The organism is Pseudomonas sp. GL-B-19, from assembly GCF_019956415.1.
Taxonomy (GTDB): domain Bacteria; phylum Pseudomonadota; class Gammaproteobacteria; order Pseudomonadales; family Pseudomonadaceae; genus Aquipseudomonas.
The window spans coordinates 45,143-65,627 of the sequence record NZ_JAHBDK010000010.1; the positions used below are offsets into that span (position 1 = coordinate 45,143).

23 protein-coding genes and 1 pseudogene are annotated in these 20,485 nt (G+C 58.8%); 9 read left to right on the top strand and 15 right to left on the bottom strand.

Going from position 1 to position 20,485, the window contains the following annotated elements:
• The first annotated feature begins 261 nt into the window (after nucleotides 1-261).
• The 4 genes from KGB06_RS00225 (at nucleotide 262) to KGB06_RS00240 (ending at nucleotide 5,076) form a co-directional block, all read left to right on the top strand.
• Nucleotides 262-1,998: a type I secretion system permease/ATPase gene (locus KGB06_RS00225; protein WP_223511139.1), complete on the top strand. Its 1,737-nt coding sequence runs from the start codon at nucleotides 262-264 to the stop codon at nucleotides 1,996-1,998.
• A 6-nt stretch (nucleotides 1,999-2,004) separates the two neighbouring features.
• Nucleotides 2,005-3,345, top strand: coding sequence for an HlyD family type I secretion periplasmic adaptor subunit (locus KGB06_RS00230; protein WP_223511136.1), 1,341 nt, complete (start codon nucleotides 2,005-2,007; stop codon nucleotides 3,343-3,345).
• Between the two features lie 5 nt (nucleotides 3,346-3,350).
• On the top strand, nucleotides 3,351-4,679 hold the full coding sequence (locus tag KGB06_RS00235; RefSeq protein WP_223511263.1) for a TolC family outer membrane protein: 1,329 nt from the start codon (nucleotides 3,351-3,353) through the stop codon (nucleotides 4,677-4,679).
• A 196-nt stretch (nucleotides 4,680-4,875) separates the two neighbouring features.
• Nucleotides 4,876-5,076 carry a hypothetical protein gene (locus tag KGB06_RS00240; RefSeq protein WP_223511140.1) on the top strand — a complete coding sequence of 67 codons (201 nt, stop codon included), beginning with the start codon at nucleotides 4,876-4,878 and terminating at the stop codon, nucleotides 5,074-5,076.
• A 202-nt stretch (nucleotides 5,077-5,278) separates the two neighbouring features.
• On the opposite strand, the gene KGB06_RS00245 is transcribed toward KGB06_RS00240, so the two are convergent.
• Both KGB06_RS00245 and KGB06_RS00250 read right to left on the bottom strand, forming a co-directional pair.
• Nucleotides 5,279-5,614 (bottom strand): hypothetical protein, encoded by a 336-nt coding sequence (locus KGB06_RS00245; RefSeq protein ID WP_223511141.1) that lies wholly within the window; start codon nucleotides 5,612-5,614, stop codon nucleotides 5,279-5,281.
• A 72-nt stretch (nucleotides 5,615-5,686) separates the two neighbouring features.
• Nucleotides 5,687-5,905, bottom strand: a complete 219-nt coding sequence (locus tag KGB06_RS00250; protein ID WP_223511142.1) for a hypothetical protein — start codon at nucleotides 5,903-5,905, stop codon at nucleotides 5,687-5,689.
• 179 nt (nucleotides 5,906-6,084) lie between these two features.
• Between KGB06_RS00250 and KGB06_RS00255 the strand changes: the two genes are divergently transcribed.
• Nucleotides 6,085-6,324 carry a hypothetical protein gene (locus KGB06_RS00255; RefSeq protein WP_223511143.1) on the top strand — a complete coding sequence of 80 codons (240 nt, stop codon included), beginning with the start codon at nucleotides 6,085-6,087 and terminating at the stop codon, nucleotides 6,322-6,324.
• 13 nt (nucleotides 6,325-6,337) lie between these two features.
• A complete protein-coding gene (osmE, locus tag KGB06_RS00260) occupies nucleotides 6,338-6,685 on the top strand; it encodes an osmotically-inducible lipoprotein OsmE (protein ID WP_223511144.1) in 348 nt (115 codons plus the stop codon).
• 93 nt (nucleotides 6,686-6,778) lie between these two features.
• Here the strand turns inward: osmE and KGB06_RS00265 are convergent, their stop codons facing one another.
• Entirely contained in the window at nucleotides 6,779-6,976 is a 198-nt protein-coding gene (locus KGB06_RS00265) for an SPOR domain-containing protein (RefSeq protein WP_223511145.1), read from the bottom strand.
• A 210-nt stretch (nucleotides 6,977-7,186) separates the two neighbouring features.
• Between KGB06_RS00265 and KGB06_RS00270 the strand changes: the two genes are divergently transcribed.
• A complete protein-coding gene (locus tag KGB06_RS00270; protein ID WP_223511146.1) occupies nucleotides 7,187-7,549 on the top strand; it encodes an NUDIX hydrolase in 363 nt (120 codons plus the stop codon).
• A gap of 43 nt (nucleotides 7,550-7,592) precedes the next feature.
• Here KGB06_RS00270 and KGB06_RS00275 read toward each other — a convergent pair whose 3' ends face one another.
• The 8 genes from KGB06_RS00275 to KGB06_RS00310 all read right to left on the bottom strand — a co-directional run bounded on the left by KGB06_RS00275 (nucleotide 7,593) and on the right by KGB06_RS00310 (nucleotide 15,210).
• A complete protein-coding gene (locus KGB06_RS00275) occupies nucleotides 7,593-8,366 on the bottom strand; it encodes a 1,6-dihydroxycyclohexa-2,4-diene-1-carboxylate dehydrogenase (RefSeq protein WP_223511147.1) in 774 nt (257 codons plus the stop codon).
• A gap of 115 nt (nucleotides 8,367-8,481) precedes the next feature.
• On the bottom strand, nucleotides 8,482-9,495 hold the full coding sequence (gene benC / locus KGB06_RS00280) for a benzoate 1,2-dioxygenase electron transfer component BenC (RefSeq protein ID WP_223511148.1): 1,014 nt from the start codon (nucleotides 9,493-9,495) through the stop codon (nucleotides 8,482-8,484).
• Nucleotides 9,496-9,505: 10 nt separating this feature from the next.
• Nucleotides 9,506-9,994 carry a benzoate 1,2-dioxygenase small subunit gene (gene benB, locus KGB06_RS00285; RefSeq protein WP_007944753.1) on the bottom strand — a complete coding sequence of 163 codons (489 nt, stop codon included), beginning with the start codon at nucleotides 9,992-9,994 and terminating at the stop codon, nucleotides 9,506-9,508.
• Complete coding sequence (gene benA, locus KGB06_RS00290) at nucleotides 9,991-11,355, bottom strand: benzoate 1,2-dioxygenase large subunit (protein ID WP_223511149.1); 1,365 nt, start codon at nucleotides 11,353-11,355, stop codon at nucleotides 9,991-9,993. Before benA ends, benB begins: the two co-directional genes overlap by 4 nt.
• 271 nt (nucleotides 11,356-11,626) lie before the next feature.
• Nucleotides 11,627-12,580 carry an AraC family transcriptional regulator gene (locus tag KGB06_RS00295; RefSeq protein ID WP_317849296.1) on the bottom strand — a complete coding sequence of 318 codons (954 nt, stop codon included), beginning with the start codon at nucleotides 12,578-12,580 and terminating at the stop codon, nucleotides 11,627-11,629.
• A 196-nt stretch (nucleotides 12,581-12,776) separates the two neighbouring features.
• Nucleotides 12,777-13,706: a catechol 1,2-dioxygenase gene (gene catA, locus KGB06_RS00300; RefSeq protein WP_223511150.1), complete on the bottom strand. Its 930-nt coding sequence runs from the start codon at nucleotides 13,704-13,706 to the stop codon at nucleotides 12,777-12,779.
• 55 nt (nucleotides 13,707-13,761) lie between these two features.
• On the bottom strand, nucleotides 13,762-14,052 hold the full coding sequence (gene catC / locus KGB06_RS00305; RefSeq protein WP_057715472.1) for a muconolactone Delta-isomerase: 291 nt from the start codon (nucleotides 14,050-14,052) through the stop codon (nucleotides 13,762-13,764).
• A 9-nt stretch (nucleotides 14,053-14,061) separates the two neighbouring features.
• Nucleotides 14,062-15,210 carry a muconate cycloisomerase family protein gene (locus KGB06_RS00310; protein WP_223511151.1) on the bottom strand — a complete coding sequence of 383 codons (1,149 nt, stop codon included), beginning with the start codon at nucleotides 15,208-15,210 and terminating at the stop codon, nucleotides 14,062-14,064.
• A gap of 127 nt (nucleotides 15,211-15,337) precedes the next feature.
• Between KGB06_RS00310 and KGB06_RS00315 the strand changes: the two genes are divergently transcribed.
• Nucleotides 15,338-16,228, top strand: coding sequence for a LysR family transcriptional regulator (locus tag KGB06_RS00315; protein WP_223511152.1), 891 nt, complete (start codon nucleotides 15,338-15,340; stop codon nucleotides 16,226-16,228).
• Here the strand turns inward: KGB06_RS00315 and KGB06_RS00320 are convergent.
• From KGB06_RS00320 to KGB06_RS00330, 3 genes and pseudogenes are all read right to left on the bottom strand, one after another.
• Nucleotides 16,225-17,124 (bottom strand): polysaccharide deacetylase family protein, encoded by a 900-nt coding sequence (locus tag KGB06_RS00320; protein ID WP_223511153.1) that lies wholly within the window; start codon nucleotides 17,122-17,124, stop codon nucleotides 16,225-16,227. The two genes, KGB06_RS00315 and KGB06_RS00320, sit on opposite strands and share 4 nt — an antisense overlap.
• Before the next feature lie 203 nt (nucleotides 17,125-17,327).
• A pseudogene (locus KGB06_RS00325) lies at nucleotides 17,328-17,405 on the bottom strand (hypothetical protein); the annotation flags it as partial.
• Between the two features lie 61 nt (nucleotides 17,406-17,466).
• Nucleotides 17,467-18,153, bottom strand: coding sequence for a GntR family transcriptional regulator (locus KGB06_RS00330; RefSeq protein ID WP_223511154.1), 687 nt, complete (start codon nucleotides 18,151-18,153; stop codon nucleotides 17,467-17,469).
• 323 nt (nucleotides 18,154-18,476) lie between these two features.
• Between KGB06_RS00330 and KGB06_RS00335 the strand changes: the two genes are divergently transcribed.
• On the top strand, nucleotides 18,477-19,211 hold the full coding sequence (locus KGB06_RS00335; protein ID WP_223511155.1) for an amino acid ABC transporter ATP-binding protein: 735 nt from the start codon (nucleotides 18,477-18,479) through the stop codon (nucleotides 19,209-19,211).
• 23 nt (nucleotides 19,212-19,234) lie between these two features.
• Here the strand turns inward: KGB06_RS00335 and KGB06_RS00340 are convergent, their stop codons facing one another.
• Nucleotides 19,235-20,347, bottom strand: a complete 1,113-nt coding sequence (locus KGB06_RS00340; RefSeq protein WP_223511156.1) for a CapA family protein — start codon at nucleotides 20,345-20,347, stop codon at nucleotides 19,235-19,237.
• Between the last annotated feature and the right edge of the window lie 138 nt (nucleotides 20,348-20,485).

The following is a 20,485-nucleotide window of genomic DNA, read 5'->3' on the forward strand; positions in this document are numbered from 1 at the left end:
ATAAAACAGACGACTGGTGTCATGCCTCGCAACTAGCTGTTTTTTAAAAGATATATAGGCAGTTGAGTGCAGGTATAGAGCGAAATGTTATTTCTAACTGTTTCACCGCCACCTACGCTTCTGCATAAGGGAGCAACGCAGCGATTTCGCAAGAATCGCCAATAGAGCGACCCGCCTGCGAGTCGGCCAGCGGCCTACAAAACCACATCTACCGTTAGCTGTTGAGCTGGTTGGAACCGGCATTTCGAAGGGGAGATCCATATGCACAAGCAGTCGAGCACCCGCTCCGAACTGGCCGACTCGCTCTTTCGCCTGCGCCACAGCTTTTACGCGCTGGCAGGGTTCAGTGGCGTCATCAACGTCATGATGTTGACGCCAGCCGTGTACATGCTGCAGGTCTATGATCGGGCCTTGGTCAGTCGCAACGTCACGACGCTGACGATGTTGACCGTTTTGGTAATAGGCCTGTTTATGTTGATGTCCACGCTGGAAATGGTCCGCACTCGCATGCTGATCCGGGTCGGCAACAACCTCGACATGGACCTCAACCGGCGCATCTTCACCGCTGCATTCGAGCGCAACCTGAGCCGCGCCGGAGGTAATCCGGCCCAGGCCCTGCAAGATCTCGCGCAGGTTCGTCAGTTCCTCACCGGCAATAGCCTGTTCGCTTTCTTCGATGCGCCGTGGACACCGATCTACCTGTTAGTCGCCTATCTGATCCACCCGCTGCTCGGACTGCTCACGCTGATCGGCTCGCTGATTCTGGTGGGCCTGGCTTATCTGACCGAGAAGGCAACGCAGAAGCCGTTGGCCGAAGCCAATCAGGCCGCACTCTCCTCCTCCAGCTACGCCAACAACAACCTGCGCAACGCCGAGGTCATCGAGGCCATGGGCATGCTGCCGTCGATCGGCAAGCGCTGGTACCAAAGCCATTTGCGCATTCTGGAAATGCAGACCCTGGCCTCCGACCGCGCCGCCATGATCAGCAGCACCGGACGCTTCGTGCGTATCACTTTGCAGTCGCTGATCCTCGGCGCCGGCGCGCTGCTGGCGATCGAAGGCAAGATCACCCCAGGGATGATGATTGCCTGCTCAATCCTCACCGGCCGCGCGCTGGGCCCGGTGGAACAAGTCATCGCGTCGTGGAAACAACTGCTCGGCTGCCGGTCGGCCTGGGGCCGGCTCAACGAAATGCTGAGCGATTATCCGCGCCGGCCACCGAGCATGTCGCTGCAGCGGCCGTTGGGCATGCTGGCGGTGGAGAATGTGTATGCCGGTTCCCCCGGAACCAACAACACCATTCTGCGCGGAGTGAGCTTCAGCCTTGTACCCGGCGAAAGCCTTGGCGTTATCGGTCCATCCGCCTCGGGCAAATCCACCCTCGCCCGCCTGCTGGTTGGCGTCTGGCCGGCACAGGCCGGCAAGGTGCGCCTGGACGGCGCGGACATATTCAATTGGAACAAGGGCGAACTTGGCCCCTGGCTCGGCTACCTGCCCCAGGACGTGGAGCTGTTCGAGGGCAGCATCGCCGACAACATTGCGCGCTTTGGCGAAGTGGACAGCGAAGCGGTCATCCGCGCCGCCAAGACCACTGGAGTGCACGAGATGATCCTGCGTTTTCCTCAGGGTTATGACACTCGCCTGAGCACCGATGGCAGCCCGCTTTCCGGTGGTCAGAAGCAACGCATCGCCTTGGCCCGCGCGCTGTATGGCGAACCCAATCTGATCGTGCTGGATGAGCCGAACGCCAACCTCGACGACGTCGGCGAAAAGGCCCTGGTCGATGCGCTGGCCAAACTCAAGGAGCGTGGCGCCACCGTCATTCTGATTTCCCATCGTCCCAACGTGCTCTGCGCCGTCGATCAGGTGCTGATGCTGCGTGACGGCGCCGTGCAGATGCTCGGCACGCGCGACGAAGTATTCGCAGCGCTGCGCAAGGCCGCTGTAATGCCTGCAGGCGTGTCAACTCCGCTGGCCTCCGTCAAATCACGGGAGTGATCGATCATGCAAATGAGCCAACACACCGAGATGATTCATATCGATCCCAAGAACGTGGTGGATCTGAACATCCATAGACCCGCGCGCTGGGGCATTTGGCTGGTGATCGCCGGCTTCGGCGGTTTCCTCCTGTGGTCCTGGCTGGCGCCGCTGGATGCCGGCGTGGTAGCCACAGCCACGGTCAAAGTCACCAGCAAAAGCAAAGCCGTGCAGCATCTCAGCGGGGGGACCGTGGAGGCGATTCTCGTTCAAGAAGGCGATGTCGTGGCAAAAGGTCAGGAAGTGGTGCGCCTCGACTCCTTGCGTGCCCTTGCCGAACAAGGTGCGGTCAGCGCCCAGTACATCGTCAGCAAGACGGTGGAAAACCGCCTGGAAGCGGAACGTGACAACCGCGCCGTGGTGAACTTCGATCCCGAGTTGCTCAAGCGCTTCAGGGGTGACCAGCGCCTGATGGCCGCCATGGATCTGCAACAGCGCCTGCTGGACACCCGGCGCGCCGGTCTCGCTGGCGAAATCAGCATCCTGGAGGAAAACCTGGCGGCGTCGGCGGTGCAGCTCAAGGGCCTGCAGCAGGTCTATAGCGCCCGCGGCTCGCAGATCAACTTCCTCAACCAGGAACTACAAGGCACCCGCGTGCTGGCGGCCGAAGGCTATGTGCCGCGCAACCGCCTGCTTGAGCTGGAACGCAGCAATGCCGACCTCGCCGCCGGTCAGGCCGAGAACCTCAACAACATCGCTCGCGTGCGCAGCCAGACCACCGAAATCAAACTGCGCATCCTGCAGCGCCAGCACGATTACCTGAAGGAAGTCGAATCGCAACTGACCGACACCGCCAAGGAAAACACCACCCTGGCCGACCGCTTGCGCGCGCTGGACTATGAAGTGACCCATACCGTGATTCGATCGCCGATCGATGGCATGGTCCAGGCCCTGAGCATTGCCACCGTCGGCGGGATCATTCAACCCGGATTCAAGATCATGGACATCGTTCCGCTCAACGAGCCGCTGCAGGTCGACGCGATGATCCCCGTGCAGGCCATCGACAAGATGGTCCCCGGCCTGGCCGTGGACATTGCCTTCCCGGCCTTCAACCATGCCCGGACGCCCAACATCCCCGGCCGCGTGAAGACCATCTCCGCTGACCGCCTGCTCGACGAGGCAAGCAAGGAGCCGTTCTATCTGGCCCAGGTGGAAGTCACGCCCGATGGCATGGGCCTGCTGGGAACCAATCACATTCGCCCCGGGATGCCCGCTACCGTCACCATCAAGACTGGCGAACGCAACATGATGAGCTATCTTCTTAAACCAATGCTCGACCGTGTGGACAGCTCATTCAAGGAACAATGAAATCAATGGGACGTCATTGCCTGTTCCTCTGCCTGCTAGGGCTGGCTTTACCGGCCAGCGCCATGGACCTCAAGCAAGCCTGGGACCTGTTGCAGTTCCAGGGCCCTATCTACCGCGCCGCCGTGCATGAAAAAGAGGCCGGTTCGGAAAACCGCGCCATCGGCACGGCCGGCCTGCTACCGCAGATCAATGCCTCGGCCTACGACAACAAGGTCAATGGCTCCCAACGCCAGAACGGCGTTGACAATGATCTGGACTACACCTCCAAGGGCGCTAACGTGCGCCTGCGCCAGCCGCTGTTCAACAAACAGAAGATGGCCGAGTACCGCCAGGGTCAGCAGCGTGCCGACTACAGCGTCGCGGTGTTCGATGCCAAGACGCAGGACGCCGCGGTGCGTCTGGCCGAAAGCTATTTTGATGTGCTCCTGGCCAGCGAAACCATCGTCCTGGCCAAATCCAAGCTGCGCGCCTTCGACGAGCAACTCGCCTCGGCGAAACGACGCATGGAGCTGGGGGCCGGCACCATCACCGACATCGACGAGTCGGTCGCTCGCCGCGACCTCGCCGATGCCGAACTGATCGAAGCGCAGGACAACCTGGTCAACGCGCGCAGCAAACTTGAGGAATATATCGGTGAAACCCCCGAATCGCTGACGACCTTACGTCCGAGCTTCGATACACCGCCGCTGCTGCCGAGCAACCTGCAGGACTGGTTGGTCAAAGCCCAGACCGATAGCCCGCTGATCCACGCGCGCCGTTATAGCAGCGACCTCGCCGAAGAAGAAGTGAAGCGCGCCAAGGCCGGCCACTGGCCAACACTGGATTTCATTGCCGGCTATACCGCGGGCCAGAGCCAATCTCTCTCCGAACTGAATCAACGCAACCACTACGGCTCAATCGGGCTGGAAGTCAATTTCCCGCTGTTCAGCGGTGGCGGCGTCAGCGCACTGACACGCCAGGCCAGTGCCAATAGCGATAAGGCCATGGACGAACTCGACGCCACACGACTGGAAGTCATCTCCGGAACCACCCGTGAGTTTCGCGGCATACAGAGTGGCGCCAAACGTATTCACGCGCTGGAGAGAGCCGTAGAGTCCAACGAACGCTCACTGATTTCGACACGCAAAGGCTTCAAAGAGGGCGGCACCAGCACCAACGTGGACGTCCTCAATGCCGAAGAGTTGCTCTTCGTTGCGCGCCACGATCTGTTCGAGGCCAAGTTGCGCTATTTGATGTCGCACCTGCGTCTGGCGTCCTCGGTGGGCAGTCTGGGCGACGACGATATCGAGCAAATCAACAACTACCTCGGCCCGGAACTGCTGGTCACCAACTGACTTTAACCTGCCGCCGGTCGAGCTGCGCCCCCCCCAGGGCAACTTGAGTTCATAGTTGCCCGACATCCCACTCACTTCCGAACTGAACGCACCATTGCAGTGCAATGTGTTGGCGAAAATCTGATTTCTCAACTAGGGTCTCTACGCAATCAAATGTCCCCCTCTTATGCGTGGGCGACTGATCAAGGAGAGATTAATGATGTCCGTTCGCGACGCAGAAAAAACCTATCGCGCCTGGTCGAACCCGATCCTGTTGGAGCTCAAGGAGAGAGAACACCAACTGGACCCCGATGCGCGCCAGGCACTCGACAACGTTTTGGTAGAAAGACGGCTGATAAACCTTGGCAACCCTTCGGGCGCTGATCGGCGCAACGCTGATCACGACACACATAAGTAACTCGCGTGCGCATGACTGATTAAAAATCTACCTTTTGCTCATGCATGCAGAAGTTCGACATCCGGGCACGATCACGATCACGATCACGATCACGATCAACAAAACCACAATGCAGTTCGAAGCCATGCGCAAACAGGCGGCTTGATCGACGTCAGCCGGGAAAAATTACCGAGTTGACAAGACGGCTACGCGCCCTATGAACTTACAAACACGCCTTGACTGCCTTGCGCATCGCGTCGGACTTGGCCCACGGTGGCCCCTGATACAGCGAAACCCGGCTGCCGTCCTTGTATTTGACGATGTCCAGAATTTCGTCCGCCGTAAAGATGCTCGGTGCGTTGATTCGATAGCCATTGGAAATGCCGGCCTGAGTCGTCTTCGGAACTTCTTTCTGCCACTCTGGCAAAATGCATGCGGCCAGTTCTTTCGGCGGTTTGTTGCTGTATTTGCTGACGTTAGGCTCACCCGGCACCACAGACGCCGGCAACGAACAACCTGCCAACATGGCCAGCATTACGCCCCCAATTAACATCCGCATGACGCACCCTTATCCCGTAAAAACGCGAAATGTACCGCGTCGCCGTCCGGACATCCATCTATTGAACACAACTCAGTATGGAGCATTGTTTTCAGGAGGGTCTGGATAGGTTCTTTTGTTCAGATAGGCCATCCACCGTTCATACGCTTCATGCTGCCATTGCGTGACCCGTTCCCACTCTGAGCCACTCAGTTGATGAGCTGAAATCAGCTTCATCATCTCTGAAGTCGCGGCATCCAGATCAGCGATCAACTCATGGGCATGCAATTTGAAATCATCGGTATTGCTCATTTGGGGTGGCCTCGCCCTGACGACATTCATTGACCTTCGTACGATATCGGGCGGTGTCACTCACACTGATCTTTCCGACCAATGGAAGCACCTTCTATCGCTCAGGGATCAGACGAACAAACGTTGTGTCATACCAAATAGAACTACTATTTCCTTGCAAGAAATTGCAGGAGGTCGTCATGTGGCTTAACGAAGATGAAAACGAACTTCGCCGTGACCTGCAAAGCGTTGCGTCGGATTTGAGATGGTCGGCAGTAGAGTTGCTGCGCCTTGCAGAGCAGTTACGCCAGGCGGGCAATGATGTGGATGCACAAGCCGCTCTCAGGTTGTGCGAGTTGTTTCAGGGCGATGAAGGACGACTGGCGGGCTATGCCGAAGAAGTGAAAGCCAAGGTGATCAGTCGAACGAAAGTTCACTAACGGGAGCACTGCGATGAACAAATCTCTGTTCACGCTGGTGGTCGTGCTGGCGGCGGGTGGCTGCAGCACCGAGGAACACATTTACGGTGCCCAGCCGCTGGTCGCCAGGGTCGAGACAGGGATGAGCAAGGACCAGGTGCAGCAGATTGGCGGGAAGCCTGTCTCAATAACGGACCGCACGGTGGAACCTGGCACTTGTTTTGACTACACGTTGACGCAGGCAGGCCAGCAGCATCAGCCGTACAACATCAGCTTCGATGGCAACGGTAAAGTCGATCACAAAAGCTTCATGACCTGCGCACAGTGGAGTCAAGCGCAACAGGAGGCCAGGGAACCTTCCCACTCCGGTGGAGGCTACTGACCATTCTGACGTGCTGGACCCACTAGCCGTACACACGCTTATTGCAGGTATCCAAAGAAGAAGCCCCGGCATCCCGGGGCTTCAAATGTGCTGTCATGTTGATTTCTGGCCTGACGGGCGGGCCGTCCTCGTTCGATAGGCGGGAAGCGATGCGGCATAGGCCAGTGCTTCCTCTCTGCTGCTGAAATCCCCCAACCGATCACCTTGGGTGCACACCCGCCAGGGGCCATTGTTTACGCTGAGTACGTCATAACCGTTCATGTGCATTTTGTTCAACATCGGAACGCTCATAGTCACCTCCTTTTTGGCAGTGAAGTCGACGATTGACCCGATTACCTTACACCCCAGCTTTGCTCAAGTGCCGACCAGACGTCGCGCCAGTATTCCAGCATTCAATTGCACTTTTCGCTGAGCGCATTGCTCTAACCCGTGAAACAGAGGCCACGGCCCAAATATTGCTAATTGATGTTTTTTTCATGGCATTCGTTAGTCAGGTAACAAATGAAAGTACGTGCAACGGTCATTTGCGAACTGGACCGACATGTTCTCCTGGTGCGTAAACCCAGGTGTCGCTGGAGCTTGCCCGGCGGCAAAGTCGAGCCAGGCGAAACCACGGCGAGCGCAGCGCTACGTGAACTTCAGGAAGAAACGGGCCTTGGCGCCGACAGCCTGCTGTACCTCATGGAACTGGAATCGGGCGGCACCCGCCACCACGTCTACGAAGCGTGGGCGCCGAACCTTTATCTGGCCCGACCATTGAATGAAATCGTCGACTGCATCTGGCATCCACTGGAAACAGTCGACAACCTGAGCACGAGCGACGCCACGCGCCAGATAGTCAAAGCGTTTCTGCGTCGCCTTTAAACTGTCTCGGCTCAAACCACTAATGGGTTGTTTTCAGTGAGCGTCAGCCCTGATCACCACCGCCGACCGGCATGATCATGCCAGTGATGTACGACGCTTCGTCGCTGGCCAGAAACAGAATAGCGCCCGCCTGCTCATCCAGCGTGCCATAGCGCCTCATCAAACTGCTGTCGAGCGTCTGCTCGACGATCTGCTGATACCAGACCTTTTCTTCCGCGCTTTGCTCGGCATCGTTGCGTGCAATGACCCGAGGCGGCGCTTCGGTGCCGCCGGGTGCGGTCGCATTGACCCGTACGCCACGGCCGGCGGTTTCGAAGGCCAGGCAGGCCGTCAGGGCATTCACCCCACCCTTCGCCGCGCCATAGGGCACGCGATTGATACTGCGCGTGGCGATGGACGAGACGTTAACGATGGCGCCACTCCCCTGCGCCAGCATGATCGGCAGCGCCGCATGACAGCACCACAACGTCGGGAACAGCGAACGGCGGACCTCGGCTTCGATCTGTTGCGCTTCATAATGCTCAAATGGCTTGGCCCAGATCGTGCCGCCGACATTGTTGACCAACACGTCGAGACGCCCGAAACGCTCGACGGCGGCGCGCATTACCCGGCTGCATTCGCTGTACTGCTCAAGATCGGCGGTCAGGGCCAGTACCTGGTTGCTCTGCCCCAATTGTTGCTGCAGCTCGAACACATGCTCGGAGCGGTCGACCAGAATCAACTGCGCACCTTCAGCAGCCATGCGCTCGGCCACCCGCCGCCCGATGCCTTGCGCCGCCCCGGTAATCAGCGCGACTTTTTCGTGAAATCTGTTCATGTGCACCTCGTAAAAAACACTGACCTGTGGGAGTGAGCCTGCTCGCGAAAGCGGTCTGACAGGCGACATCACCGTTGAATGTTCCGCTCTCTTCGCGAGCAGGCTCGCTCCCGACTCAGGCCGCGCTGGCGGCAAATTTCTCGTAGTAAAAGTTCGCAGGCGCCACGCCTTGCTCGCGAATGAACTGACTGACAGCCTCGACCATCGGCGGCGGGCCGCACAGGTAGACGTCGACGTCGCCCTCGTTCAAATGCCGGGGTTCGATGTGCTGAGTCACGTAACCCTTGAGCGGATGCTGACTGTCGGGGCTGGCCACGCAGGCACTGAAGCTGAAATTCGGGATGCGTGCGGCGAAGGCTTCAAGCCGATCAAGTTCCACCAGATCAAAATCGTTGGTCACGCCGTAGATCAAATGCAGCGGATGTTCGCTGCCCTGCTCGGCGATTTTTTCCAGCATTGCCGTGAACGGCGCCAACCCCGTGCCGCCGGCCAGCAGCAACAACGGACGGCGAATGTCGCGCAGATAGAAGCTGCCCAACGGCCCGGCCAGGTTCATGCGGTCGCCCGCCTTGGCCATGCCGGTCAGGAAACTGCTCATCAGACCGCCAGGCACGTTGCGGATCAGGAAACTGACCTCACCGTCGCGCTGCAACGAGCTGAACGAATAGGCGCGGGTCTGCTCGCTACCGGGAACCCCGAGGTTGACGTATTGCCCCGGCAGGAACGCCAGTGTGTTCAGCGCTTCGCCCTTGATCGACAGCGCGATGGTGCTGTCGGACAGCTGCCGCACAGCACTGATTGTCGCGTCGTAACTGGCCTGGCGTGTGCGGCAAACGTCGGAGGACGCCGGCACTCGCACCACGCAATCGCTCTGGGCGCGCATCTGACAAGTCAGGACATACCCCTGCTCGGCTTCTTCGGCGCTGAGCGCGTCTTCGATGTACTCCTCGCCCAAATCATAACGACCGGCCTCGGCAAAGCATTTACAGGTGCCGCACGCGCCGTCGCGGCAATCCAGCGGGATGTTGATGCCCTGGCGATACGCAGCATCGGCCACGGTTTCGCCGACATTGGCGTCGATGAACCGGGTGACACCGTCTTCAAAATTGAATGCAATGGAATGCGTCATGACGGCCGCCTCACAAGTGGTAGACATCAATGACCTGGCGAACGTAATCGTTCTTCAGGATCACTTTCTTGGCCTTGATCAGCGGGTTTTCACCACGCACATCGAGGGTGTAGAAGCTGCTGCCGAAATAGCTGTCGACGGTTTTGTAGCGAAAGCTCAGGGTGTGCCAGTTGAAGCGCACCTTGCACAGACCATCCGCTTGTTCGAGCAACTCGATGTTGCTGAGGTTGTGCGAGGTCCGGGTGTCCGGAATGCTTGCGCTGGAGCGCTCGGTCTTGATGCGGAAGATGCGGTCTTCCAGGCCCGTGCGGTTGCCGTACCAGATCAGCGAGATTTCCCGCTGCGGGTCTTCGGTCAACTCGTCGTTGTCGTCCCAGGACGGCATCCAGAACGAGGCATCGACGGCGTACAGTTCCAGCCACTCGTCCCATTGCTTGTCGTCGAGGTAGCGTGCTTCGCGGTAAAGAAAGTCGCGCACGGCTTCATAGGTGATGGTCATTGCACGGCCTCCACGGCAATCAATTCGGGCTGTTCAGCGGCCAACGCCTTGAGCATGGCTTGCTGCCAATACTTGTGTTGCAGCACAAACAGGCCTTCGTCCTCGGTGCGCACACCGCTGAGCAGCGGATGCAGGTCGATTTCTTTAGCCGCCTCATCGGCGCCCTCGACCCAGTGCTCGGCCCCGCGGGACATGTCATTCCAGGTGGTGACGCTGCCCTGATAGCTGGTCTGGCACGAGCGAAACTCTTCCAGATCGTCCGGGGTGGCCATGCCGCTGACGTTGAAAAAATCCTCGTACTGGCGAATCCGGCTGGAACGGGCGTGGTCGCTTTCGCCTTTGGGGGCGATGCAGTAAATGGTGATTTCCGTGCGGTTGACTGAGATCGGCCGCGCGATGCGGATCTGCGAGCTGAACTGGTCCATCAGGTACACGTTCGGGTACAGGCACAGGTTGCGTGAGTTCTCGATCATCCAGTCGGCGCGGGCCTGCCCAAAGTCTCGGGCCAATTCGTCGCGACGTTCATACAGCGGGCGATCTTCGGGGTTGGACCAGCGCGTCCAGAGCAGCATGTGGCCCTTGTCGAAGGAATAGAAACCGCCGCCCTGCTTGGCCCAGGTGCCGGCGCTCATGGTCGGATTGCTGTCGCCGGCATCACGTTGTTTGCGCTGGTTTTGCGTAGCCGCGTAATTCCAGTGCACGGAGCTTACGTGGTAACCATCGGCGCCGTTTTCGGCGGTGAGTTTCCAGTTGCCTTCGTAGATGTAGCTCGAAGACCCGCGCAGCACTTCCAGGCCATCGGCGGACTGGTCGACGATCATGTCGATGATCTTGGCGGACTCGCCGAGATGCTCAACCAGCGGCACCACGTCGGCGTTCAGGCTGCCAAACAGGAAACCGCGATAGGACTCGAACCGCGCGACTTTGGTCAGGTCGTGAGAGCCTTCGCAGTTGAAGCTCGCCGGGTAGCCGGCCGCTGCCGGATCCTTGACCTTGAGCAACTTGCCGGAGTTGTTGAAGGTCCAGCCGTGGAACGGGCAAGTGTAGGAGCTTTTGTTACCGGTCTTGTGCCGGCACAGCGTCGCACCGCGATGACTGCAAGCGTTGATGAAGGCGTTGAGCACACCCTCCTTGTTGCGCGCGATGAAGATCGACTGGCGCCCCATGGTGGTGGTGTAGAAATCGTTGACGTTGGGGATCTGGCTCTCGTGGGCCAGGTACAGCCAGTTGCCTTCGAAGATGTGTTTCATCTCCAGATCGAACAACCGTGGGTCGGTGAACATCTCGCGCTTGCAGCGGTAGACGCCGGTGTCTTTGTCATCTTCAAGCAGGGAGTGAAGGTATTCGGGTCGCAGGGACATGGCCGCCGCCTCCATTGTTTTTATCAGGCAGGGCCATGCTAGGACGGGGGGATGAGGCGGACTATCCGTTGGGTGCAGACCTGTATCCGTTTACTGCAGACTGGGTGGGACCTGTAGCAGCTGTCGAGCCTGCGAGGCTGCGTTCGAGTGCGTAGCGCTCGCAAATGGGTTCGCACGGAGTTTCAGGCAGACCGCGTAGTTCCCAGGCGAGCGCTACGCACTCGAACGCAGCCTCGCAGGCTCGACAGCTGCTACAGGGATGTGTGGCGGGTCAGTGCCGGCGTTTGAGGGTGTCGGAGGGCAGTTCGCCGAACTGTTTGCGGTAGCTGTCGGAGAACCGGCCAAGGTGCAGGAAGCCATAATCCATGGCCACTTCGGTGACGTTGCGCACGTTGCACGTCGGGTCGCTCAGGCACAGGTTGATGCGCTCGAGCTTCTTCTGCCGGATGTAGTTTTGCGGTGACATTCCCGCGTTGCGCTCGAACAACCCATACAACGAACGCAGACTCATCCGCGCCTGGCGCGCCAGTTCTTCACCGTCGATGTCTTGCTTGAGGTGGCGTGCGATGTAATCGGCAATCACCTCGAACGTGGGCGAACCCAGGCTACTGCGGATAACGTTGGTTTTCATCAGGCTGAGCATCTTGCTGACGATAATCTGCGCGTAGTGTTCCTGCACGCGGGGGATCTGCTCGGTGGCTTCGGCTTCCTGGCAAATCATCGCCAGCAAGCTGACAAAACCTTCCAGTTCATCGAGCTGGTAACGGTTCTCCAGGAACCGCACGCCCTGCCCCGGATAACGCCAGCGCTGTTCATCACATACGGATTCAAACAGCCGGGTGGGGACTTTGAGGATGAATTTTTCGCAATCGTCGGAATAGGTCAGATCGACCGGTTCGTCGGGGTTGATCAGCAGCAACTCACCCGGCGCGAAGTAATGCTCCTGACCTCGTCCACGCGACAGACAGTTGCCCCGCAGCAGCACTTGCAGATGATAAATGCTGTCGAGTGCGCCCGACGTCACCCGCACGCTGGCGCCGTAACTGATGCGGCACAGGTCCAGGCTGGCGAACTTGCGGTGATCGAGGCTGGCCAAGGGGCGACCGACCTTGGGCATCAGGATGCAATGGTTGCCGACATGCTGATTGACGTAACCCGATACCGCATAAGGGTCGGCATGGTCGAATACTCTGCTGCGCTGACTCAACAGTTGCGCGTGCATCATCGGGTCACTCTCATTGTTGTTATGAGTTGCGTCGGTCCATTCTAGAACAGCACGTCAGGCGCCTGAGACATTTCCGGACAGTTGACCGAAGCCCATGTGGGAGCGAGCCTGCTCGCGAAAGCGGAGTGCCAATCAACATAGATGTTGAATGTTAAACCGCTATCGCGAGCAGGCTCGCTCCCACAGGATTGTGCGATCAGTCTTCCAGCGCACGAACCCGTTCGTGGCGCTGCTGTTCTTCAGGTTGCGCCGTGGACTGCAAGGTGAAATCGAATTCGATTTCGGCAAACCGGCCGCTGACACCATACGCCGCTGCGCGTTGTTGATCGTCGCTGAAAGTGATTTTGGCGATCAACTCATCACGGGTGGCGTAGGCGAAATCGTCGTGCAGGTATTGATCGCCATCGAGGTTGATCTGGGTCGTCAGGTGGCGATGATCCGGCGCCGAGATAAAGAAGTGCACGTGAGCCGGGCGTTGGCCGTGACGGCCCAGTTGATCGAGCAGTTGCTGGGTCGGACCGTCCGGCGGGCAGCCATAACCCGACGGCACGATGCTGCGGAAACGATAGCGACCTTCGGCATCGGTGACGATCCGGCGGCGCAGGTTGAATTCCGATTGCGTGGTATCGAAGTACGAGTAAGTGCCACCGGTGTTGGCGTGCCAGACATCTACCACGGCACCGGCCAGGGGTTCGCCGGCGGTGTTGAACACGCGCCCTTGCATGAACAGCGTCACACCCGGATCGAGACCATCATCGAGACGCGCTTCGCCTTCGGACAACGGCGCACCGGCCACGTACAGCGGGCCTTCGATGGTGCGTGGCGTGCCGCCGGATTTACCGGCTTGTTCGTCTTCGGCGTCCATCAGCAGGTCGAGGTAATGCTCCAGACCGAGCCCGGCGACGATCAGCCCGGCCTCCTGACGCGCGCCCAGTACGTTAAGGTAGTTAACGGCTCTCCAGAACTCTTCCGGGGTCACGGCGAGGTCTTCGATGATGTTTACCGAATCACGCAGGATGCGGTAGATCAGGGCCTTGGCCCGCGGATTGCCGGCATCGTTGTGCAGGCCGCTGGCCTCTTCGAGAAACTTCTGGACTTCGGCAGTGTGGGAGATCTTGACGTTCATTTTGTTGGGTTCCTCATCTTGTAATTATTAGCGTAGCGAACTGAGCAGGCTGGGCTCAGCGGTCATCGTCGCGAATCGAAGAAGGATGCCGGCACATCGCGTCGATCTCGATCGCCATGTACGGAAACAGCGGCAGTTGCATCAGCAGGTCATGCAGTTCTTGAACGCTGTCGACATCGAATACGCTGTAGTTGGCATAGTGCCCGGCGATGCGCCACAGGTGGCGCCACTTGCCCTGCTCTTGCAGGCGCTGGGCCAGGGCTTTCTCGTCAGCCTTCAGCTTGGCGGCGACTTCGGGGTTCATGTCGACCGGTAGATTCACGGTCATTTTTACGTGGAATAGCATGATCTCTCCTCAGGCTTGATGAACGGAAGTGGATGTTTTGTCGCGACGGAAAAACGCCAGGCGTTCTTCATCCAGACTCAGGCCCAGGCCCGGTGTTTGCGGGACATGCAACTCGAAATCGCGATAAACCAGCGGCTCGCTGAGAATGTCTTCGGTCAGCAGCAAGGGACCGAACAGTTCGGTGTCCCAGGCCAGTTTGTTCAGGGTGATAAAGGCATGCGCCGAGGCCATCGTGCCGAGGCCGCCTTCCAGCATGGTGCCGCCGTACAGGGCGATGCCGGCTGCTTCGGCAATCGCGGCAGTGCGCAACACGGCGCGGGGGCCGCCGTTCTTGGCGATCTTCAAGGCAAACACCGACGCAGCCCCTTCGCGCGCCAGGTTAAAGGCGTCTTCCACGCATTCGATGGACTCGTCGGCCATGATCGGCGCCGGGCTCATCGCATTCAGACGCGCCATGCCGGCGCGGTTGTTGCGCGAGATCGGCTGTTCGATCAGGTCGATGCCGTTGGTGCCGAGGATCCGGCAAGCGCGCAACGCGACCGCTTCGTCCCAGGCCTGATTGACATCGACCCGCACGCTGGCGCGATCGCCCAGGGCTTTTTTGATCGCAATGACGTGGCCCAGGTCGCGGTTGACTTCACCGGCACCGATTTTCAGCTTGAAGATTCGATGGCGGCGCAGGTCGAGCATTTTTTCCGCTTCGGCGATGTCCTTTTCAGTGTCGCCGCTAGCGAGGGTCCAGGCCACCGGCAACGCATCACGGACACGCCCGCCCAGCAACTCGCTGACCGGCAGGCCGAGGCGCTTGCCCTGGGCGTCGAGCAACGCGGTTTCGATCCCGGATTTGGCAAAGGTATTGCCGCGAATGCTGCGTTCCAGACGCAACATGGCGGCATTCACATTGCCGCTGTCCTGGCCGATCAGCAGCGGCGCAAAGTGCTTGTCGATGTTGGTCTTGATGCTGTCCGGGCTTTCGTTGCCATAGGCCAGGCCACCGATGGTGGTGGATTCACCGATCCCTTCAATGCCATCGGCGCAGCGCACACGGATGATCACCAGGGTCTGATTCTGCATGGTGTGCATCGCCAGCTTGTGCGGGCGGATGGTCGGCAGATCGACGATGATCGTCTCGATCGATTCAATGGCTGTTGCACACATGTCGATACCCGTCAGGTTCTTAAAGTTCTGGAACCGATTCTCGTACGGCTTTTTTCGGGAAGCCAATATAGAATTAGTCTGACTTGATACCTTTAAGGTATGCAACCGACAAACACCCGGAGGCCCCATGGAACTGCGTCACCTGCGGTATTTTCAGGTGTTGGCCCAAACCCTGAATTTCACCCGCGCCGCCGAACTGCTGCACATCGCTCAACCGCCGCTTAGCCGGCAGATTCAGCAACTGGAAGACGAACTCGGGGTGTTGTTGCTGGAGCGTGGCCGGCCGCTGAAGCTGACGGAGGCTGGGCGGTTTTTCCATGAGCACTCCACCGCCCTGCTCGAACAACTGAACAAAGTTTGCGACAACACGCGGCGGATCGGCCTGGGGGAAAAGACCTGGCTGGGCATCGGCTTTGCGCCTTCGACCCTTTACGGGGTGCTGCCGGAACTGATCCGCCGTCTGCGCAGCGGCGAGCCTCTGGAGCTTGAGTTGGGGCTGTCGGAGATGACCACGCTGCAACAAGTGCAAGCACTCAAGGCCGGACGTATCGATATCGGTTTCGGGCGAATTCGCATCGACGACCCGGCCATCATTCAAACGGTGCTCACCGAAGACCGGCTGGTCGCCGCCCTGCCCGCCGGCCATCCCCTGCTGGCCGGGCCGGTCAGCCTTCGCCAACTGTCCAAAGAACCCTTTGTGCTGTACCCGGGCAATCCGCGCCCCAGCTATGCCGACCATGTGATTGCGCTGTTCGAGTCCTATGGCGTGAGCATTCACGTGGCGCAATGGACCAATGAACTGCAAACGGCAATCGGTCTGGTAGGGGCCGGGATCGGCGTCACGCTGGTGCCGGCCTCGGTGCAGCTGCTGCACCGCGACGACATTGGCTTCACCCCGTTGCTGGAAGACAACGCCACGTCGCCGATCATTCTCAGTCGGCGCGTGGGCGATGTCTCACCGGGGTTGAATCATTGTTTGAAGGTGATCGAAGAGCTGCAACCGCAGGCGAGGTTTTAATGGGAATTTTTGTCCCAGAACCAGTTCCAGAAACCCGGCAGTTCTACTGGCTGCGAACTGTCCTTGACGGTGCGCGCCATCGCCGCGCGCAGCACGGCGTCGTGATCGTCATAAAACGGTTTTTGCGCCAGTGGCACGCCGGTGGCCTTGGCGCTGTCGATCAGGATTTGCAGGTATTCCCGGGTGTGTCGGGCGGTGTAGCGATTGAGGTCGTGGAAGGTCACCACCACCGGAATCACTCCATCCACGGTCGGCAACTCACCCAGCGCGATGCGCTCACGCACTTCAGACATCGAGCGCAGCATATGAGACCGACGCCGGGGGCTGGCGTTGAAGCCCCAGATTTTGCCGTCATTGGCGCTTAAATCGGTCAGCAATACATGCATGCCGTGCTGCTGATAAGCGGCGAAGACGCGTTTGTCGTAGTTCCAGAATGGCGGACGAACCAGGGTCGGCGGCGCACCGGTGATGGCCGCGATGTCTGCACTGCCTTTGCTCAGCGCCTGTTCCAGTTCTTGCGGGCTCAGCGAGCGATGATTGGTGTGCCAGTGGGTAGCCGTGTGAAATCCCAGCACCTGTCCTTCTGCATGTTCGCGATGCATGAGCTCGCGCCCGATATCACTGTCGCCGGCCCTTGGCGCGCCGGTCTGCACGAAAAACACCGCTTTGATGTTCGGCTGCAGAGGATTGTCCTTCAGGCTGTCGAGCACGGTCGCGGTGGGGTTCCAGAAACTCGAAGCGCTGGGACCGTCGTCGTAGGTCAGCAGAAAACGAATCGGTGCCTGCGCCTGTAGACGTTGTTCCGTCTGCGGGGTCAGTTCGATGGGTGCGGCGATGCAGCCTGCCAGCCCGACGGCGATGGCGAGTGCGCAGAACACTTTGTACAACTGTTTCATGTTTTGCCTTGGATCAGACCGTGACGGTCAACTCATCAAATGGCAAAAATCCTTCGCCCGTTCATCCTTCGCCGGCCCGCCAGTTTCGCGGGCCGAGGTTGGATCAGGGTACACAGTGTTTGGTTCCGCCGCCCACCCTCCTCGCTTACTGCGCCAAGGCCTGCTGGAACGAGTGGTCGATGATCGGTGCAGTCGCCAGCTCCGAGCAAGGCGATGGTGTCCGGATTCTGCCGCGACACACCAATCAGCTTCACCGGTGCCTGTATCGCGGCATGGAAAAGAAGGTGCGCAGGCACCTTCTTATTTAAACTGACTCAACCGTCGTCAAAGTCCCGATCAGCTTTACTCAAAGTGGTCCCGCAAGTACTCAGCCGCCTCATCCGACGCCTGCTTGACATGCTTTGTCATCAAAGCAACCGCCGCCTCTACATCTTTAGCCCGGTACGCCGCGAGGATCGCTCGATGCTCGTCCTGGCTATCAATTCCTGCTGAGCGCAGCTGCATGTAGATATGCGTATATCGCTGCGCGACGGTGTGCGCGCGGATGATCATATTTTCCAGATGCTTCATTCGTGCAGGCGCATAAAGCGCCGTATGAAGCGAGAGGTTCCATTGACTGCTCAAAATAGGATCGTGAACTTTCTCGAACTCATCGATGATGCGTTCGACAGCATCAAGCTGCTCGGGTGTCGAGAGCGGTACCGAATGGCGAACAGCCAGCGGCTCTAAAACCGCCCGTAACTCAAAGCACTCATTCATTTCATGCAAGGAGGGCTGCGTCACCATAAAGCCCCGATTTGGCAGGAACTGGACAAGCCCCTGCCCTTCAAGCTCGCGTAACGCTTCGCGAACCGGCACCTTGCTGGTGTTGAGTTCGGTAGCGATCAGGTCCTGACGCAGAGGCTCGCTACCGGAAAGCGCGCCGGTGACGATGGCTTCCCTGATGACGGCCGCAACAAACTGAGGCGCGGACACACGGGCCAACGGGATCAGACCTGCAATGTATTTCAGTGGTGATTGGTTAGACATATGACACTAAGTGGCTAGGAGCGATTTAAAGGCGTGTCTGGGTTTGGCAGATACGAGCAACAAAAACAGCATATCTGCAACCGTATACGATTAAACGAAATCGAACAAGGACGACACTCCTCAGCATCGCCCACCCGTGCTGAAGTACCTCAGCCTCCTACCCCATTCATCTGAAGGCGAGCCTCATTCATCGTTTTTTTGTTGTTGGCGAATTTTAAATCGTATACTTTCTACAGTAGGAAGGGGCTGATACACCCGGTAAGCCGTTTGCGATCAGGTCCTCGCCCTTTTGCGCCATCTGTAACCACATCAGGACAACCACCGTGATCAACATAAAAAATGTTTCCAAGTGGTACGGTAACTTTCAGGTACTGAGCGAGTGCACTACCGCAATACAAAAGAGTGAAGTCGTCGTCGTGTGCGGCCCTTCTGGCTCTGGAAAATCAACGCTCATCAAAACGGTAAACGCACTGGAGCCCTTCCAGAAAGGCGAAATTGTCGTCGACGGTATCAGCCTTTCGGACCCGAAAACCAATCTACCCAAGCTACGCAGCCGGGTCGGTATGGTGTTTCAACACTTCGAGCTGTTTCCACACTTGTCCGTGACGCAAAACCTGACGCTTGCCCAAATGAAGGTACTGGGCCGTGGCCAGGACGAGGCGCTCAAACGTGGCTTGAAGATGCTCGATCGTGTTGGCCTGAGCGCCCACAAAGACAAGTTTCCAGGACAACTCTCGGGTGGCCAGCAACAGCGTGTGGCAATTGCTCGTGCATTATCGATGGACCCGATCGTGATGCTGTTTGACGAACCTACCTCGGCCCTGGACCCGGAAATGGTCGGAGAGGTTCTAGACGTCATGATAAAGCTGGCAAACGAGGGGATGACCATGATGTGCGTCACCCACGAAATGGGCTTTGCCAGGAAGGTCAGTGACCGTGTGATTTTCATGGACGCGGGAAAAATCATTGAAGACTGTAAAAAAGAAGAATTCTTTGGCTCTCCCGAAGAACGCTCTCCGCGTGCCAAGGACTTCCTCTCAAAAATCCTGCAACATTGATCACGCGGAGACGCCAAGGGGGCTCACCAATGCAACTCAAAGGCATTATTCGCGCCCGGCTGGATACTACTGCCCAAGCGTGCGCACTCGCGAGAAAGGGTGTCGTGCAGCCATTGACGGTCATCTCCTTCGGCGCGACAGATGCGAAAGCGACACAGGCGGGTGGGTACCAAGTCCAGCGACTGCAGGTGCCCGCCCGGGTCCAGCGAGGCAAAGTATAGAAGCCCCAGGTCGCCGCGAAAGGCTGTGTAGCCCTCGATGCCTTCGTAATCGTTCAGAAGGTCACCGCAGCCATAGAGAATCAGGCGTTCGCGGTACACCTCGATGCCTTTGACGTGGTGCGAGGAATGCCCGTGCACCACGTCAACTCCGGCCTCGTCGATTAAGGCATGGGCGAACCAGAGCTGCTCGCGCGGGATATCGAATCCCCAGTTGCCGCCCCAGTGAATGGAGGCGACCACCAGATCCCGCGGTTTTTTGCCCTCTAGAATCCGTTTGGCCACATGGCGCAGGCTTTGCGTCGACAGGTCCTCCAGCCGCGCGACGCCCGCGCCCTTATCCGTGGCGGCCCAGTCCGACGCAATGCCGCTGTCGGGTGCGCCGAGGCCAAACACCAGCAAGCGCCGCCCGCCAGGCTGCAGCAACACGGCGGGCGCTTCGGCAGATTGCCGGTTGTGCCCGGCGCCGGCGCTGCACATACCATTGCTCGCCAGGGTATCTAGCGTATCGGCCAAGCCGGCTGCCCCCCAGTCCAGCACATGGTTGTTGGCCAGCACGCAGCAGTCAATGCCGGCTGCGCTGATGGCCGGGAAGTTCTCCGGACTCATGCGGTAATTGATGCCCTTTGGCTCCGGTCGTCCGCGGCGGGACACCGCAGTTTCCAGATTGATGATGCGTGCGTGTGGCTGGCGAAGTTCGAACTCATCCAGCGCAGCGCCCCAGACATAGGTGAAATCGACTGGGCGGGGAATCGAGCCATTGACTCGTTCTGCCAGCCGGACGTAATCGCCGGCATTCTTGACGTAAGCTTCGTAAAGCCGCGGATCGCCAGGATGCGGCAGTACTGCGTCGATGCCGCGGGCAGTCATGACGTCGCCGGAGAGAAACAGCTTCAGCGTATCGGTAACAGCTGCCATGGTACCCTCCCGGATTTCCCGAGTAACGTAAACCGGGGACAGTCCCCGATTAGTTCACCTGCGGCCCCATCACAACAATCATCATGCCTCAACTATAGCCAGGTGGTGTTCTCAAATCTTGGCCAAATAAAAAGCCGG

Coding starts and splice junctions, on each gene's coding strand:
- benB (WP_007944753.1), bottom strand. CDS start 9,994: ATGACCATCACCTATGAAGCCGTGCGCGACTTTCTTTACCGCGAAGCA.
- KGB06_RS00240 (WP_223511140.1), top strand. CDS start 4,876: ATGATGTCCGTTCGCGACGCAGAAAAAACCTATCGCGCCTGGTCGAAC.
- KGB06_RS00310 (WP_223511151.1), bottom strand. CDS start 15,210: ATGTGTGCAACAGCCATTGAATCGATCGAGACGATCATCGTCGATCTG.
- benA (WP_223511149.1), bottom strand. CDS start 11,355: ATGTCCCTGCGACCCGAATACCTTCACTCCCTGCTTGAAGATGACAAA.
- KGB06_RS00295 (WP_317849296.1), bottom strand. CDS start 12,580: ATGATGCACGCGCAACTGTTGAGTCAGCGCAGCAGAGTATTCGACCAT.
- KGB06_RS00230 (WP_223511136.1), top strand. CDS start 2,005: ATGCAAATGAGCCAACACACCGAGATGATTCATATCGATCCCAAGAAC.
- KGB06_RS00235 (WP_223511263.1), top strand. CDS start 3,351: ATGGGACGTCATTGCCTGTTCCTCTGCCTGCTAGGGCTGGCTTTACCG.
- osmE (WP_223511144.1), top strand. CDS start 6,338: ATGAACAAATCTCTGTTCACGCTGGTGGTCGTGCTGGCGGCGGGTGGC.
- benC (WP_223511148.1), bottom strand. CDS start 9,495: ATGACGCATTCCATTGCATTCAATTTTGAAGACGGTGTCACCCGGTTC.
- catA (WP_223511150.1), bottom strand. CDS start 13,706: ATGAACGTCAAGATCTCCCACACTGCCGAAGTCCAGAAGTTTCTCGAA.
- KGB06_RS00225 (WP_223511139.1), top strand. CDS start 262: ATGCACAAGCAGTCGAGCACCCGCTCCGAACTGGCCGACTCGCTCTTT.
- KGB06_RS00315 (WP_223511152.1), top strand. CDS start 15,338: ATGGAACTGCGTCACCTGCGGTATTTTCAGGTGTTGGCCCAAACCCTG.
- KGB06_RS00270 (WP_223511146.1), top strand. CDS start 7,187: ATGAAAGTACGTGCAACGGTCATTTGCGAACTGGACCGACATGTTCTC.
- KGB06_RS00275 (WP_223511147.1), bottom strand. CDS start 8,366: ATGAACAGATTTCACGAAAAAGTCGCGCTGATTACCGGGGCGGCGCAA.
- KGB06_RS00340 (WP_223511156.1), bottom strand. CDS start 20,347: ATGGCAGCTGTTACCGATACGCTGAAGCTGTTTCTCTCCGGCGACGTC.
- KGB06_RS00255 (WP_223511143.1), top strand. CDS start 6,085: ATGTGGCTTAACGAAGATGAAAACGAACTTCGCCGTGACCTGCAAAGC.
- KGB06_RS00330 (WP_223511154.1), bottom strand. CDS start 18,153: ATGTCTAACCAATCACCACTGAAATACATTGCAGGTCTGATCCCGTTG.
- KGB06_RS00250 (WP_223511142.1), bottom strand. CDS start 5,905: ATGAGCAATACCGATGATTTCAAATTGCATGCCCATGAGTTGATCGCT.
- KGB06_RS00320 (WP_223511153.1), bottom strand. CDS start 17,124: ATGAAACAGTTGTACAAAGTGTTCTGCGCACTCGCCATCGCCGTCGGG.
- KGB06_RS00245 (WP_223511141.1), bottom strand. CDS start 5,614: ATGCGGATGTTAATTGGGGGCGTAATGCTGGCCATGTTGGCAGGTTGT.
- KGB06_RS00265 (WP_223511145.1), bottom strand. CDS start 6,976: ATGAGCGTTCCGATGTTGAACAAAATGCACATGAACGGTTATGACGTA.
- catC (WP_057715472.1), bottom strand. CDS start 14,052: ATGCTATTCCACGTAAAAATGACCGTGAATCTACCGGTCGACATGAAC.